Origin of the sequence: Mesorhizobium sp. M0898 (genome assembly GCF_040319695.1) — a bacterium.
Classification (GTDB): domain Bacteria; phylum Pseudomonadota; class Alphaproteobacteria; order Rhizobiales; family Rhizobiaceae; genus Mesorhizobium.
Map to the genome: position 1 here is coordinate 142,297 of NZ_JAMYOE010000010.1, position 15,838 is coordinate 158,134.

14 protein-coding genes are annotated in these 15,838 nt (G+C 62.7%); 1 reads left to right on the forward strand and 13 read right to left on the reverse strand.

Annotation, left to right across the window (positions count from 1 at the left end):
• Positions 1–29: 29 nt before the first annotated feature.
• From NKH90_RS14335 to NKH90_RS14395, 13 genes are all read right to left on the reverse strand, one after another.
• The gene (locus NKH90_RS14335; protein ID WP_352819886.1) at positions 30–1,088 is read right to left on the reverse strand and encodes an ABC transporter ATP-binding protein; all 1,059 of its coding nucleotides are present in this window, start codon (positions 1,086–1,088) and stop codon (positions 30–32) included.
• 39 nt (positions 1,089–1,127) lie between these two features.
• Complete coding sequence (locus NKH90_RS14340; RefSeq protein WP_023674179.1) at positions 1,128–1,949, reverse strand: carbohydrate ABC transporter permease; 822 nt, start codon at positions 1,947–1,949, stop codon at positions 1,128–1,130.
• Positions 1,950–2,852: a carbohydrate ABC transporter permease gene (locus tag NKH90_RS14345; protein ID WP_245274609.1), complete on the reverse strand. Its 903-nt coding sequence runs from the start codon at positions 2,850–2,852 to the stop codon at positions 1,950–1,952.
• A 35-nt stretch (positions 2,853–2,887) separates the two neighbouring features.
• A complete protein-coding gene (locus tag NKH90_RS14350; RefSeq protein ID WP_023674177.1) occupies positions 2,888–4,225 on the reverse strand; it encodes an extracellular solute-binding protein in 1,338 nt (445 codons plus the stop codon).
• A 61-nt stretch (positions 4,226–4,286) separates the two neighbouring features.
• Positions 4,287–4,946, reverse strand: a complete 660-nt coding sequence (locus tag NKH90_RS14355; RefSeq protein ID WP_023674176.1) for a GntR family transcriptional regulator — start codon at positions 4,944–4,946, stop codon at positions 4,287–4,289.
• A gap of 39 nt (positions 4,947–4,985) precedes the next feature.
• Positions 4,986–5,870, reverse strand: a complete 885-nt coding sequence (locus NKH90_RS14360; protein WP_352819887.1) for a dihydrodipicolinate synthase family protein — start codon at positions 5,868–5,870, stop codon at positions 4,986–4,988.
• Between the two features lie 204 nt (positions 5,871–6,074).
• On the reverse strand, positions 6,075–7,856 hold the full coding sequence (locus tag NKH90_RS14365) for an ABC transporter ATP-binding protein (protein WP_502898841.1): 1,782 nt from the start codon (positions 7,854–7,856) through the stop codon (positions 6,075–6,077).
• A gap of 11 nt (positions 7,857–7,867) precedes the next feature.
• Positions 7,868–8,812 (reverse strand): acetamidase/formamidase family protein, encoded by a 945-nt coding sequence (locus tag NKH90_RS14370; RefSeq protein WP_352819889.1) that lies wholly within the window; start codon positions 8,810–8,812, stop codon positions 7,868–7,870.
• The gene (locus NKH90_RS14375) at positions 8,802–10,445 is read right to left on the reverse strand and encodes an ABC transporter substrate-binding protein (protein ID WP_352819890.1); all 1,644 of its coding nucleotides are present in this window, start codon (positions 10,443–10,445) and stop codon (positions 8,802–8,804) included. Before NKH90_RS14375 ends, NKH90_RS14370 begins: the two co-directional genes overlap by 11 nt.
• Positions 10,446–10,478: 33 nt before the next feature.
• Entirely contained in the window at positions 10,479–11,399 is a 921-nt protein-coding gene (locus NKH90_RS14380; protein ID WP_352502518.1) for an ABC transporter permease, read from the reverse strand.
• Positions 11,396–12,262, reverse strand: coding sequence for an ABC transporter permease (locus NKH90_RS14385; RefSeq protein WP_198023515.1), 867 nt, complete (start codon positions 12,260–12,262; stop codon positions 11,396–11,398). Before NKH90_RS14385 ends, NKH90_RS14380 begins: the two co-directional genes overlap by 4 nt.
• Positions 12,263–12,281: 19 nt before the next feature.
• Positions 12,282–12,884: an ANTAR domain-containing response regulator gene (locus NKH90_RS14390; protein ID WP_352819891.1), complete on the reverse strand. Its 603-nt coding sequence runs from the start codon at positions 12,882–12,884 to the stop codon at positions 12,282–12,284.
• Positions 12,881–14,008, reverse strand: coding sequence for a transporter substrate-binding protein (locus NKH90_RS14395; protein WP_352819892.1), 1,128 nt, complete (start codon positions 14,006–14,008; stop codon positions 12,881–12,883). Before NKH90_RS14395 ends, NKH90_RS14390 begins: the two co-directional genes overlap by 4 nt.
• A gap of 509 nt (positions 14,009–14,517) precedes the next feature.
• On the opposite strand from NKH90_RS14395, the gene NKH90_RS14400 reads away from it, so the two are divergent.
• Positions 14,518–15,633 carry a hypothetical protein gene (locus NKH90_RS14400; protein WP_352819893.1) on the forward strand — a complete coding sequence of 372 codons (1,116 nt, stop codon included), beginning with the start codon at positions 14,518–14,520 and terminating at the stop codon, positions 15,631–15,633.
• Positions 15,634–15,838 lie beyond the last annotated feature (205 nt).

The following is a 15,838-nucleotide window of genomic DNA, read 5'->3' on the forward strand; positions in this document are numbered from 1 at the left end:
GCCGACCACGCATTCACCAGACCATTGGGTCAGATACGCCGACCGGTTGCTGCGTCGAACAGATGCGCACATGCGCGGTCGATCTCGATCCGCACCCCTTCGCCCTGCCTGAGCGCAAGCCTTTCTCGGAAAAGGCAGGAAATTTCTTCACCGGAGCAGTCGACCCTGGCGAAGATTTCCGAGCCTGTCGCCTCGAGAAGCGTGATCGTGCCCGGCACGCCTTGCCCCGTCGCCCGGATATGTTCCGGGCGAATGCCGTAGACGAGTTCGCGTCCTGCGGCATCCGCGGGCTGGGCGCCTTCCGGCAACGGCAGGACCAACCCGCCGGCGCTGCGGAACACGCCCTCCTCGATGCGGCCGGCAATGAAGTTCATGGCGGGCGAGCCGATGAAACCGGCAACGAAGAGGTTGGCCGGATGGTCGTAGAGGTCCAGCGGCGCGCCGATCTGCTCGACCAGGCCGTCATGCAGCACGACGATCTTGTCGGCCATCGTCATGGCCTCGATCTGGTCGTGCGTGACATAGATCGTCGTGGTACCCAGCCGCTGGTGCAGGGCCTTGATCTCGCCGCGCATCTGGACGCGCAACTTGGCGTCGAGGTTGGAGAGCGGCTCGTCGAACAGAAAGACCTGCGGGTCACGTACGATCGCGCGGCCCATGGCGACGCGCTGGCGCTGGCCGCCCGAAAGCTGGCGCGGATAGCGGTCAAGCAGCTTTTCCAGGCCGAGGATGCCGGCTGCCTTCCTGACCCGGCCAGCGGTATCTGTCGGGTCGGCTTTCTTTATCTTGAGGGCAAAGCCCATATTGTCGGCAACGGTCATATGCGGATAGAGCGCATAATTCTGGAACACCATGGCGATGTTCCGGTCCCGCGCGCGCAGATTGTTGACCATACGTTCGCCGATGGCGATCTTTCCGCCGGAGATCGTTTCAAGGCCCGCGATCATGCGCAGCAGCGTCGATTTTCCGCATCCCGACGGGCCGACCAGGATGACGAATTCGCCGTCGGCGATGTCGACGCTGACGTCGTGAATGATCTTGGTGGCCCCGAAGGCCTTCTGCACGTTGCTGATTGTTACCGATGCCATTGGATCTTTCCTGGAAAAGAGTGATGTCAGGACGCGCCCTCAGCCGCCCTTGACGGCGCCGGCGGTCAGCCCCGCGACGATCTGCCTTTGCGCGAACATGGTCAGGATCAGCACTGGCAACGTCACCACCAGCGCCGCCGCGGCGAGCGGCCCCCAGCTGACCTGCTCGTAGGACAGCATGTTGTAGACGGCGACCGGTAGTGTGCGCGTCTCACGGCTGGCGAGCACGACGCCGAAGACGAAATTGTTCCACGAGAAGATCACGGACAGGATGAAGGCGACGACGATGCCCGGCTTGGCGATGGGCAGGGCAACCAGCCGGAAAACCTGCCAGGAGCTGGCGCCGTCGATGTTGGCCGCCTCTTCTAGTTCCATCGGCGTGGTCTCGAAATAACCGATCATCACCCACACCACGATCGGCACCGTCACCACCAGATGGATGATGATCTGCGGCCACAGCGTGCCGAGTATCCCGATCCATTGGAACAGCAGAAACAGCGGGATGAGATAGGATAGCCCAGGTGTCATTCGGGCGATCATGATGACGACCGCCGATCGTTCAGCCTTGAGCCGTGCGATGCCATAGCCGGCCGGTACGCCGATCAGCAGCGCCAGCAAGGTCGCCGTGCCGGTCACCAGCACCGAATTCCAGAGATAGAGCAGGAAATTGTTCTCCTCGAACACCTTTACATAGTTCGACCAGGCGAAGCGTTCGGGGATCAGGATCGGCGGATAGGCACCGTTGTCGATCTCGAATTTCAGCGACAGCGAGATCATCCAGAGGAAGAACAGGATCGCCGGGGAGACGAAAACCAGGGCAGCGAAAAACAGACCGATCTGGTTGAGCAGCCGTGAACTCATCTATTTGCCCTCCGTATCGATCCACTGCGAGCGTTGGCGCAGCATCAGCAGGACAAACGACAGGGCCACGATGACAATGAAGAACACCACGGCCATGGCCGAGCCGTAGCCGATATCGTAGTAGGAGAAGGCGGTGTTGTAGAGATAGATGTTGATGGTCTCCGACGCCGTTCCCGGCCCGCCCTGGGTCATCGCGTAGATGATGTCGAAGCTCTTCAGCGCATCGATGGTGCGGATGATGACCGCGATCATCAGGAACGGCGCGATCATCGGCAGAGTGAGATAGCGGAATTGCTGCCAGGCATTGGCGCCGTCGATCTCGGCGCTTTCGAAGGGCTCGCGCGGCACCGAGGCCAGCCCGCCAAGCACGATCAGCATGACCAGCGGCGTCCACTGCCAGGTCTCGACCGCAACCAGCGACGGGATGACCGTGTTGGCGTTGAATATCCATTCCTGGGCCGGGATGCCGACCAGCGACAGCAGGTAGTTGAGCACGCCAAGCTGAGGATGGAACATCATTGTCCAAACCAGTGCGACGGCAACGGGTGTCGCCATCATCGGCATGACGAAGACGCCGCGCAGCAAGCCGCGCAGCGGAAACCTGGCATCGAAGATCAGGGCGGCCAGAGTGCCCAGCAGCATCGGCGCTGCAACCGAGAGGAAGGTGTAGGTCAACGTATGAACAAGGGATTCCCAGAAACGTGGGTCGCTGGCCAGGCGGAGATAGTTTTCCATCCCGGCAAAGCTCCGCGACTGGCCGAGCGTCCAGCGATTGACGCTCATCCACAGGGTGAAAGCCCAGGGGAAAACGATGACGGCGCCGACGACGACGAGTGCGGGGACAACGAAAGGCCAGTAGTTGGGAGCCAGCCGGATCGTCTGGCTCCCGTCGATAACCGGCATCGTCACCCCGGTCTGTTCTGGGGTGGTGGCCGACATCAGCCCTGCTCGCTCCTGTCGAGAACCGGCTGGAACTGTTCGGTGGCCTTCTTCAGCTCCGCGGCTGGATCGGCGCCGGCAATCATGTTGGTCAACGCCACACCATAAATGTCGCGGAATTCCGTGACCGGGATGATGACCGGCAGTGCCAGCCGACTGATATTGCCCGAGCCGACCACGGCATCAAGCCAGCTTGCCGGCATGGTGACGCCTTCGCGCACCTTGGGATCCTCCAGCACGGATTTGCGGAACGGAACGCCGGCGCCGGCCTGCAACAGCCGTGCACCCATGGTTGGCGATACCGCCCACTGGCAGAACAGATAGGCAGCCTCCTTCTTCTCGCTGGCGGCGGTAACGCCAATCCCGTCGCCGAAGGTGCCCGAGGCATGCGCCTTGGGACCCTTGGGCATCACGCCGTAACCGACCTTGCCGACCACCCTCGATTTTTCCGGATTTTCCATCGGCGGGGCAAAACCCACGCCGTCGAGCCACATGCCGATCTTGCCCTGCAGGAAGGCCGACTGTGCTTCGGCCCAGTTGAACCCGGTAACGCCCGGAGGGGCGGACTTGGTCATCAATCTTTGATAGAGCGCGGCCGCCTCGATCGCCTCGGGAGCCTCGGTGCGCAGCTTGCCCTTGTCATCTAGCGGCGTCATGTCGTAGCCGAGCATCAGCGACGTCCACACCGGCGTGTTTGCGTTCTTGAGCCCGCGGGCGACGAAGCCGTATGTGTTGGTCGAGGGGTCGGTCAGCGCTTCGGCGGCTGCCACCAGTTGCTCGAAGGTCTCTGGGTATTTGAGGCCCTTGGCCTCGAACAGCTCCTTGTTCCAATACAGGATCCAGTAGTCCACCGAGAACGGTAGCGAGCGCAGCACGCCCTGGCCGTCCTTGGCAAACAGCATGCCGGCTTCGGCGAAGTCGCTTTCGACCAGCGCCGGGTCGGTGAGCGACGGATCGGCGAGATAGCCGGCGATGTCGGCCAGCCAGCCACCCTTCTCGAACTGGCGCTTCTGCACGTGGTAGCTCAGATGCACGACGTCGAAGCTCGGCTTGCCCGAGCTCAACTCGATCACCGTCTTCTGGCGCTGCTGCTGCTCGGGCGTTGCCTCGGCATTGACCTTGATGCCGGTCAGTTCCTCGAACTCGGCGAGATATTTCAGGATGGTGTCGCTGCGTGGGCTTTTCACCAGATTGACGTCAAGCGTCGTCCCGGCAAAGCGTTTCCAGTCAACGCCTGCGGCAAAGCCGGGGCGAAGCCCCACAAGGCCGGCAGCGGTTAGCGCCGCGGTTCCGGCAAGGAGTTGCCTCCTGGTTGGGTTGAACAGATTGGACGACATTTCTTCCTCCCGGTTGCTGTCGTTGTGGATGCGCCGCGAACCGCGGCGCGGCTATATTTCCTCAGATCTGGAGCGCCAGCCGGCGCGCATTGTCGATATGCAGACTGATCGCTTCAACCGCTTTTTGCGGATTGCGGCTCTCCATGGCTTCGATGACCGCCAAATGTTCGCGCATCACCGGCACCACACGACCGTCGATGCGGAAACGCTCCTGGTGGATCAGCCGGATTTTCACCGAGTTGACCAGATAGGCCTTGGCGATAATCTCGTTGCCGAGTGCATTGATGAAGGTGTCGTGCATCGCCCAGTCGATATTCTGGGCCTTGGCTTCCATTTCCGGCGTCGGCGCCTGCCCGAGAGCTTGAGCCAGCATCTCTTCATGTTCGCGCCGCATGCGGGCAAGTTCGGCATCAGAAGCGCTGGTCGTGAATAGCGCCACTGCCTCGCGTTCCATGAACAACCGAAACTGGAACGCCTCGCGGATCAGATTGATATCGATATGCGCGATCTGCATGCCGCGCTGCGGGATGGTGGTCAGCAGTCCCTCGGCCTCGAGACGCGGGACGATCTCGCGAATGGCACCCAGCGGCAGCCCGGTGAAAGCGACCAGTTCGCGCTGTGACACGAACTGCCCCGGCCGCAGATCGCGGGCCAGCAAATGCCGCGTGAAGCTGGCATAGGCCTTCTCCCGGAGAGTGATCGGTTCGCTGCCGTCTTCCACTTCAGCTCGCTTCCTTGTCGGTCAGCCCGGCCTTGTCGGTCAGGCTGCCTCTGTCGCAAACAGCCTGTCGTAGGCAGCGGCAAGCTGCCGCTGTCCCTGCGGATCGATCGCCTCCAGGGGCGGGCGGACCGCCAGCCAGCGCTCGTCGCCGGTCTTGTGCGCGACCATGACCTTCACCGCCGGCGTGACCGGGTATTTGAGCAATTCGAGCACGAAGTCTTCGACGCGTGGGTCGTCGCCCCCGTTTTCGACCATTGCCCGGATTTCGCCGGTAACAAAATTAGCCATGCCGGAAATCGCGCCCTGTCCGCCGCGGCGCACGCTTCTCGCCAGATGCCGTTCGTCGCCGATAAGGATCACCAGATCGCCGTGCGCCTCAAGCAGCGCCTCACTGTAGCTCCAGTCCCCGCCGGAATCCTTCACCCCGGCCACCACAGCGGGAAAGGCGGCGCGCAGCCGGCCGATCAGCCCAAGCGGGAGCGGCACCATGGTGACTGAGGGGATGTTATAGAGCAGCACGTCGCGCGCCAGCGGACCGAGTGCGGCGAAGACGGCGGAAAACCATCCGAACAGCCCGTCCTCGCCGACATTCTTGAAGTAGCTCGGCGGAGCGAGCAGAATGTTGCGAACGCCGCGCTGCAAAGCGTGCCGGGCCTGATCGGCGGCATCTTCGGCTGCATCGACCAGCACTCCGGCGACGAGCTGATGTGGCGGAATACCGGCCGCCAGCATGGCCTCGGTGACGATCCGTCGCTCGTCGGTGCCGACCGAGGCTCCTTCGCCGGTGGTGCCGAACAGCGTCGCGCTGCTGCAGCCGGCGCCAAGGCAGGCTCGGGCATGCGCGATCATCGGCGCGAGCGCTATCTGCCCCGACGGGTCGAAGGGTGTGGTCAGGGCAACCGAAAGACCAAAGCGGGAAGCCAATGCGATCTCCGTTGTAATCAATGTGGACGTAGCGTTAGCACGCTAACATGTCAGATGTAAACGGGTGATCTTGTCAACTCGGCATCGCCGAACGGCGCTGCCGCGGCAGCGCCATCGCCGATCATTTTCCGCCGCTCGAACATCACATATGCAGCTGTCCCCGAGCCTCTGCGGGATTGGCTGGACGAGGCAGCCTAAGCTCGATCAAGTGGCGACGAGGTGGCCGTCGCCAACATCTTCGAGCTTGAGTTTCCGGGGCTCGTCACCGATGCGCCGCACAGCGCTTGGAATTTCGCTGTCCAAACGGGCGAACCGGGCGCGACGCCGGCCTGGATCGGGAACCGGAACGGCTTCGATCAGCCGCTTTGTGTAAGGATGGCGCGGGTTGGAGAAGATCTGGTCGCGGGTGCCCATCTCGACGATCTGCCCCAGATACATTACCGCCACGCGATCGGAGATGTTCTCGACCACCGCCATGTCGTGCGAGATGAAGAGATATGCGACGCCGAATTCACGCTGCAGCTCCTTCAGCAATCTTAACACGCGCGCCTGCACCGACACGTCGAGAGCAGAGACGCTCTCGTCGGCAATGATCAGCTTTGGTCGCAGCGCCAGCGCCCGTGCAATGCAGATTCGCTGGCGCTGCCCGCCGGAGAATTCGTGGGGATAGCGCTCCATCTGGTCAGCGGAGAGGCCGACGCGTTCGAACAGGGCGGCGATCTGGGCATGCCGTTGCTCTCCGTCGCCGAGGCCGTGGATCAGCAGAGGCTCGGCGACGAGATCGCCGACCCGCATGCGCGGGTCGAGGGACGCGAAGGGATCCTGAAAGATCATCTGCACATTGCGGCGGACAGCCTTGCGCTCCTTGCGGCTGAGCGCCGACAGGTCGTGGCCACCGATTGAAATGCTGCCGGTGAAGGGCACCAGCCCGGCGATCGCCTTGGCCGTCGTCGACTTGCCGCAGCCCGATTCGCCGACAAGCGACAGGGTTTCGTGCGGCGCGATCGAGAAACTCACGCCTTCGACCGCGTGCACCCTGCGGTCAACGCGGCCGAAGAAGCCGCCGTGCAGGTCGAAGCGGACGTGAAGATCGCTGACAGATACAAGCTCGGCCGGCATGTTGGCGGCATCTTGTCGGTCTTCGGCCGTCCGTCCGCCGCCGATACGCGGCACAGCGGCCAGAAGTTCGCGTGTGTAGTCGGCCTGCGGGCGATTGAAGATGTCAGCCGCCCTGCCCTGCTCGACCATCCGGCCGTCGCGCATGATGATGACGCGGTCCGCCATCTCGGCGACGACGCCCATGTCGTGCGTGATCAGGATAACACTGGTGCCGTGCTCGCGCTGCAGGTCGCGCAGCAGTTCCAGCACCTCACCCTGAACCGTGACATCGAGGGCGGTCGTCGGCTCATCGGCGATCAGCACGTCCGGGTTCAGGGCCAGAGCCATGGCAATCATCACGCGCTGGCGCATGCCGCCTGAGAGTTCGTGAGGATAGTGCTCGAGCCGCCGTTCGGCATCCGGAATTCGGACTGCCTTCAGCGCCTCGAGCGCCCTCAGCCGCGAGTTGGAGCGCGACATCGAGGTGTGTGCCTCGATCGCCTCCGTGAGCTGACGGCCGATGGACAGCACCGGATTGAGCGATGTCATCGGTTCCTGAAAGATCATGGCAATACGGTCGCCGCGGATGCGGCGCATGCCGCTCTCGCTGAGAGCCGCGAGATCCTGATCGCCGAGCCGGATGGAGCCTGACCCGATGCGTGCCGCCGGCTGTGGCAGCAAGCCCATAATGGCTAACGCCGTCATCGACTTGCCGGAACCGGACTCGCCGGCGATGCAAAGCGTTTCGCCGCGCATCAGTCCGAATGTCAGGTCGGAGACGACCTCGCGCTCGCCCTCCTCGCCGCGCACGGCGACGCTCAGGCCTGAGACGCTGAGTACCGGCCTGACAGAGCCACTCTCCGCGGCGGCCTGCCCGGATCGTTTGATGTCCTCCACCTTCATTCAAAGACGCAGCGGGGGAAGTAGAACGAAACCACCCAGTTGGGCATGTCGACGATCTCGCTGATGCGCAGGTCACCGCAAACCGAGACGAGCATATAGGCATCTACCGGATCCATGCCGTAGCGGCCGGAGAGCAGGTCGATCATCTGGGAAACGGCGCTCCTGGCGCCGTCCATCAGATCCGGCCCGATACCGGTTGTCACCTCGTAGCCCTTGGCGTCGAGATGCCGCGACACCGGACCGGGTGTTGTGAAACGCGGCGTCCGAAGCCGGGCATCCTTGACCAGATCGAGCGTCAGCACGGCGTTCATGGGGCTCTCGATCGCCGTGCCGCAGACCTCGCCATCGCCTTGCGCGGCGTGCGTGTCGCCGACCGAGAACAACGCGCCCGCGACCTCTACGGGCAGGTAGAGCACCGTGCCGGGGGCGAGATCGCGGATGTCCAGATTGCCGCCCACGCGCCGCGGCGGAACCACCGAATGCAGACCCGGCTCAGCCGGGGCGTTGCCGATCGTGCCGGCGAAGGGCTTGAGCGGCACCCGGCCGCTCCTGCCGAACAGCGCCGGTTCGAGCGAGGCGGCGTCGTACTTCCAGATATTCAGTGCCGGTTGGGAGAAGTCATCCGCTAGCAGACCGAATCCCGGGATGTTCGCCGTCCAACCGAAGCCTGACGGCTTGAACGCCTCGATCGTGATTTTCAGGGCATCGCCCGGTTCTGCCCCGTCGACATAGATTGGCCCAGTGACCGGGTTCACCTTGGCAAAGTCGAGCAAAGCAACGTCGTCGACGGTGCTCTCCATCGTCAGCTGCCCGCCGGACGAGTCCAGGCACTGGAACTCGATCGTCGCCCCTGGCGCCACCCGTTCGGCCGGGACAAAGGAATTGTCCCAGCCGAAATGATGGTGGCGCCCGTGGATGGTGTAGTCGCAGTTATTGCACATCGGTCACATACACATTGTCGTAGTTGATCGGGATGTGGACCGGGTCGACGTAGAGGTTGTCGGCGCCACCCATGCGGGTTGATTTCATGGTGAAACGCTGCTCGTTGAAGACCGGTGCCCAGGGCGCGTCTTCCATGATCTTGCCGTAGATCTCGCTCCACATCTTGGCGCGTTCGCCAGCCCTGGCCGGGTCGACGATGGAGTCGGCTTCGGCCGCCTTGGCGTCGAGCTCCTTGTTGCAATACCACGACCAGTTCCAGCCGCCCGGGACGGCACCAGCGCAGCCGAGGATCGGGCCGTAGAAGTTCGACGGATCGGGGAAGTCGGCGATCCAGGCCATGCCGCCGGACCAGATCATCGGCGCACCGGCCTTGTCGCCGCCGGCGGCGATGACGTTGGCCTGCGCGAGCGACTGGATGCTGGCCTTGATGCCGACCGCCGCCAGATCCTGCTGAATGGCCTGCGCGATGCGCGGGTTGGGATCGGTGTTCATGGCAAACAGCTGCGTGTCAAATCCGTCGGGATGCCCGGCCTCGGCAAGCAAGGCCTTGGCCTTGGCCACGTCATAGGGATAGCCCTTGAATTCCTGGTCATAGCCAGGCATCGACGGCGGCAACGGCTGATTGGCCGGCACCGCACGGTTGTTGATCAGCTGGACGATGCGGTCCTTGTTGATCGCCATGTTGACCGCCTGCCGCACCTTCACGTTGTCGAAGGGCGCCATGGTGGTATTCATGGTGATATAGCCGGTGTGCAACTGGCCGCCCTCGACGACACGGGCCTTCTGCTCGGGATCGGCCATCACCTCCTGGAATTTCGCCGGCGGAATGCCGTCGCCGGGAACGTCGATCTCGCCTTTCTGGAGCCGCAGCAGCGCCACGATCGGCTCCTGGCCGATCTCAAAGGTGATCTTGTCGAGATGCGGCAGACCCTCGTGCCAGTAATCCGGGTTGCGCTCGAAGACGACGCGCTGGCCGAGCGTCCATTCGGCGAGCTTGAAGGCGCCGGTTCCGACCGGATGTTTGCCGAAGTCTGCGCCGTATTTTTCGACTTCTTCCTTCGGCACCACATGCGAGAAGTTGATCGCCATGACATGCAGGAAGGTGGCGTCGGGCCGGGTCAGCTCGAACTTGATCGTGTAGGGATCGACGACGGTTATGCCCGCCAGGCTCTCCGCCTTGCCGGCAGCGACGTTGTCATAGCCTTTGATCGAGCCGAAGAAGCCGGCACCCGGGCTCTGTGTCTTTGGATTGGTGACCCGGTCGAGCGAATATTTCACGTCGTCGGCGGTCATCTCGCGGCCATTGTGGAACTTCACTCCGTGACGCAGCTTGAAGGTGAAGGTCTTGCCGTCGGGCGCAATCTCGTAGCTCTCGGCAAGGTCGGGCCGCAGGTTGGTGGTGCCCGGCTCGTAGTCCATCAGCCCGTCGAACAGGCTCTTGATCATCGACCAGTTCTGCCAGTCATAGCCGATGGCCGGATCGAGCGTGGCGACGTCGTCCTTGTAGGTGATGGTGATCGCGCCGCCCTGCTTGGCATTCGGATCGACGGCGTCTTCGGCGCGTACGCTTGTCATCCCAAGCACCAGCGCAAGCGCCGATGCCGCCACGGTCGATATCAGATATTTTCTCATGTCATGTTCCCTTTCTCTGGTTTTCTTGGTTTTTCATCTGAGCTTGATGCGTGGATCGATGAACGGTGCGACAGTGTCGGCCAGGAGATTGCCGAGCACGATGGCAAATGCCGAAACCAGGGTGACCCCCATGATGATCGGAATATCGATGCGCTGAATGGCCTGCCAGGCTAGCTGGCCGATGCCTGGCCAGCCGAACACGCTTTCGACAACCACGATGCCGCCCATGAAGATGCCGATATCGATGCCGATCATGGCGATGACCGGCAGGATGGCGTTGGGCAGCGCGTGCCGGAGGATAATGGCGCTGCGTGCAAGACCCTTGGCACGCGCGGTACGCACGTAGTCCTGGCGCAGCACGTCGATCATCGACGAGCGCATCATGCGGGCGTACCAGCCGGCGCCGAGAATTCCCATGGTCAGCGACGGCAGCACCAGATGACGCCAGGTGCCGTAACCGCCGATCGGGAACCAGCCGAGCCGCACCGCGAACACATAAAGCAGCAGCAGGCCGACGACGAATTGCGGCGCCGAGACGCCAACGAAGGAGGCGACCATCAGCGACTGGTCGGTGGCGGTGCCACGCTTGACGGCGGCGATGAGGCCCATCGTCAGCCCGATCACGACTTCGCAGGCAATGGCGCCGACCATCAGCAGCAGGCTTGCCGGCAGCCGCGAGACGATAAGCTCCGTGACCTCCGAGCGCTGAATGTAGGAGCGCCCCAGATCGCCGCTGAGAAGGCTGGTCAGATAGTGCCAATACTGGACGACGAAGGGCTGGTCGAGGCCGAGCTGCCGGCGGATGTTTTCGACCGTCTCGGGCGTGGCGCTGCGGCCGGCGATCTGGCGGACGGGATCGGCGGGCAGCAGGTAGAGTAGCGCAAAGGTGATCAGGGAGACGCCGAGCAAGATGAGCACCGACTGGACAACGCGGCGGCCGAGATACGCGATCATGCCCGCCCCCTTTGCGTCGGATCGAGGATGTCGCGCAGTGCGTCACCGACCAGGTTGAAGGCCAGCGCCAGTGCCAGGATCGCCGCACCGGGAAAGAAGACCAGCCAGGGCGCGGCCTGGAAATAGGTCTGGTTCTCGAAGATGATGTTGCCCCAGGACGCGGTCGGCGGTTGCACGCCGATGCCGAGATAGCTGAGCGTCGCTTCGAGCAGCACCGTGGTCGAAATACCGAGCGTGCCCCAGACGATGATCGTCGGCAAAAGATGTGGCAGGATATGGCGGAACAGGATACGTGGAGCGCTTGCGCCGATGGTGCGCTCGGCATCGATGAACTCGCGCTCGGAGAGCGAACTCGTCTCGGTGTAGATGACGCGGGCGGTCTGCACCCAGTTCACCAATGCGATCACCATGGCTACGATCCACAGGCTCGGCTGGAGCACCGCCGCCAGGCAGATGGCGAGCAGCAGCGCCGGGAAAGCCATCATCAAATCGGTGAAGCGCATAAGCGCGCTGCCGATCCAGCCGCGGAAATAGCCGGCGGTGATGCCGACCAGCGTGCCGATCAGAAGCGCCACGCCATTGGCGACGATGCCGATGATCAGCGACGTGCGCGCGCCGAATAGGAGACGGGTCAGCAGGTCGCGGCCAAGCAGGTCGGTGCCCAGCCAGAACTGGGCTCCCGGCGGCAGTGGCGCGCCTTCAAGCGTGAGCCCGTCGAACATCTGCTCGTTTGGATCGTAGCCTGTCAGCCACGGTGCAAGAATGGCGCCGGCCAAGACAACGGCAATAATCCCGAGGCCGAGCAAAGCGAGAGGCCGTTTTAGCAGACGTCGCCAGACGCCGGCGCGAGGCTTGGCTGGCATACGCCCGGCGGCCGAAAGCTCAGGCGCGATCGGATTGGTCATCGTCGCCTTCTTCTTGTGTCATCGCCACGATCCTGCGCGCGGCTTCCTCGACACTGATTTGCCAGCTCATCGCCAGCGAGCGCAGCTGCGCATAGGCACGGCCGTCCTCGGCGCCCTTCGACAAGACCTCTACCGCGCGTACGATGGTCTGGCGCTCCGCGACCCGCTGAAGAAGCGAGGCAATCTCGCTGGCCAGAAGCTTGCGCGCCTCGAAACTCTGCCTTGCGATTAAAAGTGCGCTATAGACGCCGGCATTGCCGACCGGTTTCAGCAACTGCGCATCGGCCTTGTGCGACAATGCCCATTCGACGCGCCCCGGCGCCTCGGAGCCGATCAGTGCTATCAGCGGCATCGGCGCCTCGCCCGGCTTCCACGGAAATTGCTCGTCAAAGCCGAGATCGACGTCGAAGAAGACGAAGTCCGCCGCCAAGGCTTCGGCCGGCAGTTCCGGCCAGAAGCCAATCGCCTCAAGGCCGATGGCCGACAATTGCCTTGTGATCGCCTGCACGGTCGGATGTGGACGATGCAGGACAAAAGCCCTGGCGCCTCCAAGGTTCGGGATACGCGCCATCTTGCTCACGACACCACCCGCAGGCGTGGCCGCCCGAACGTCTCCGTCCGGTCATAGCGGGAAAGGTAGGGATCGGGTGCCACGCCCTTCGTCAGTGTGACCGTTTTGAACGATGTTCCATCGATACGTCCGATTAGCACCGGCAAGGTAGCATGCTGGGTTTGCTGGTCGATGGCGATGTCGCCCAGCGGCGTTCGAAATGATGTTTCGAAAAAGACCTTGGGAAGGTCCGTCCATTGTGCACCGGGGTTAAGGGTGAGGATCTCGGCGAGCATGCGCACCGAGGCATAAGCCGCCGCCTCGAAGGATGAGGCCGGCATGACGGAAGGCACTGGAACCGCACCGCGATCCGCCCCCGAGATGTCGTGAAAATAGGGCCCAACGGAAAGGTGGCCATCGCCTGCCCCGTTGAGCGCCGGCAATTCGCATTCCGTGAGATTGCAGGACAGGATCGGGCAACGCTCCGGCCTGAAATGCGGGTCGCGCCGGCCAAGCTCCGCATAGGCAGCGATGAAGGCATAAGAAGAAGGGCCGATGAGATTGTTCAGAATGAAATCAGGTCTCGTCGCCTGTATCTCCGCGATCAGCCGCGCAACATCGACCTCGCCGAGCGGCAGATAGCGTTCGCCCAGCACCTTGCCGCCAGCGTCCGCAATCAGGTCGCGCGCCACGCGGTTGGTCTCCCAGCCCCAGATGTAGTTGGAACCGAGCAGGAAGCCATCGGCGCCGAAACGAGGCACGACATAGGCGAGCAGCGGTACGAGATGCTGATTGGGGCAGGCGTGTGTGTAGACGACATGCTCGTTGGCTTCGAAGCCCTCGTACGGGCAGGCGTACCACAGCGTGCCGCCTGCCCTTTCCAGGATTGGAATGACCTCCTTGCGGCTCCACGAGGTGACGCAGCCGATGATGTGACGCGCGCCGCTGTTGGCGAGAATGTCCGCGCAGCCGCTTGCATAGCGATCGATGTTGCCCTGCGGGTCGCGCTCGATCGGGATGAATTCGAATGGGATAGCGAGATCGGCGTTGACGTCGGCGATGGCGTTCATCGCACCCGCACGGCAGGATTCGGACACCAGCCGGTAGTTGCCGGACCGCGAATAGAGAATGCCGATGTCGATATGTCGTTTCAAGCAATGCCTCAAAAATGACAATGCCCCGCAGCCACCGCCGCAGGGCGAGGCATACGAGGCATTCTTGCCGCCCGGCGGTCGGAGCCGGTATTTGTCCTCACCGTATTACGCCCGCGCTCCCAGTCAAGAGCCGCCACGCGAAACTTTGGTTCGGCGCGCAGCACGCAACTCATGCCGCTGGTCGTGTAGAGTCCGCCAGGAACCAAAATTGCTGATGTCCAGGTATGGGGCCGGACAAACCCGGTTCGCTACCATTCAAAGCAACGACTTTAATATCGGTTTACCTGAATCTGCTAGCAGCAATGACGCCGGTTTTTCGTCGGTCAAGCAAAGGGTTCCACCTTGCCGCAGCAATTCAGCACTCCGTTCGGTCACCGGGGCGATGCCAACTGGCCGAGGTTGCACGGCTTGAAGGGCGTCGAGTTGGAACGCGCGCCCGATGTTCTCGTGCCTCGCGTCGCCTTGGCCCGGAAGCTCGGTGGATGGGACTTTGGTGGCGGGAGCCGGGCTTGAGCGTCATTCGCGCCTTGCAAGGCGCCGACCTCCCGGCAGTTGCGAACATGTTTCAGCGCGTGCTGTTGAAGGAGAGGACCGAAGCGCCGGCCTCTCTCGTGGAATACATGCAGCGGTTTTATCTGGATGCGCCCGGTTGCGCAGACAACCTCCGGTCGCTTGTCCATGTCAACGACGCCGGTCGCGTCTCCGGATTTGTCGGCGTCCACGTCCTGCCGATGACGTTCAACGGCCGGCAACTACGCGCGGCCATCTGTAGCTCGCTCATGGTCGAGGACCATGAGCACGACCCGCTGGCCGGCGCCCGCTTGCTGAAAGCTTACCTGGATGGTCCGCAGGACATCTCCTTCAGCGAGACGGCCAACGATATTTCCGTGAAATTGTGGACCCGGCTGCGCGGCGTGGTCCTGCCGCAATACAGCCTTGACTGGGTCCGTGTGATGCGCCCCGCGGCCTTCATGCTCAGCCTTTCCGCCAATCGCATGGCGCTTGCGGGAATGCTCAATCCGCTGGCGCGTGCAGTCGACCGATTTTACTGCAGAAGGATGACGTCCAGCGAACGACGTTGGTCGGGTGTGGCGGTGGACGGGGCAGGCCACGGAGCATTTCGTACATCCGAAATCGACAGCCATGCATTTGCCAGGCTCATCGAACCGTTTACCGCTCAATTCGCCCTGCGGCCTGACTGGACGGAAGATCAACTCGACCACATCCTGACCGATGCGGCACAAAAGCCGGATCTGGGGGAGCTTGTCTACGTTTGTGTGACGTCGCCAGTCGGCACCAATGTCGGCGCTTTCGCCTACTACGCACGGAAGTATGAAATTGGTCGCGTGCTGCAGATCTTCGCCCTCCCCGGCCAGGCGGGCCCGGTGATTGACTGCCTGATCGATCACGCCGCCGCGCGCGGCGTCAGCGGCCTGCGCGGACGTATTCAACCTGCACTTCTGGAGGCGATGCTTGGACGACGCATTGCTTTCCTGACCGTTGCCTCAACGGTGGTACATTCACGCGATCCAGAGCTTTTGGACGCGATGAAGAACTCGCAAGTCTTCCTGAACGGCCTTGCGGGCGAGCAGTGGAGCCGGCTTATCGGGAGCCGCTTCAGCTAGAGCGGGATGCGTTCAAGTTGAAGCGGGCATCCCGCTCTAACTATTTATTTTAGGCGCGTTTCCACTTGGCTGCAGAATGCTTGGGTCAAAACCCAATCACTCTGAACGACCGAGTTCGACCGATAGTGTTGAAAAAGTCCGGGTTGCAGCAGTCCTGAAGCACTTCTCTATTCGGCATGTTGAGGTCAAGCGCTTTCGAGCTTGC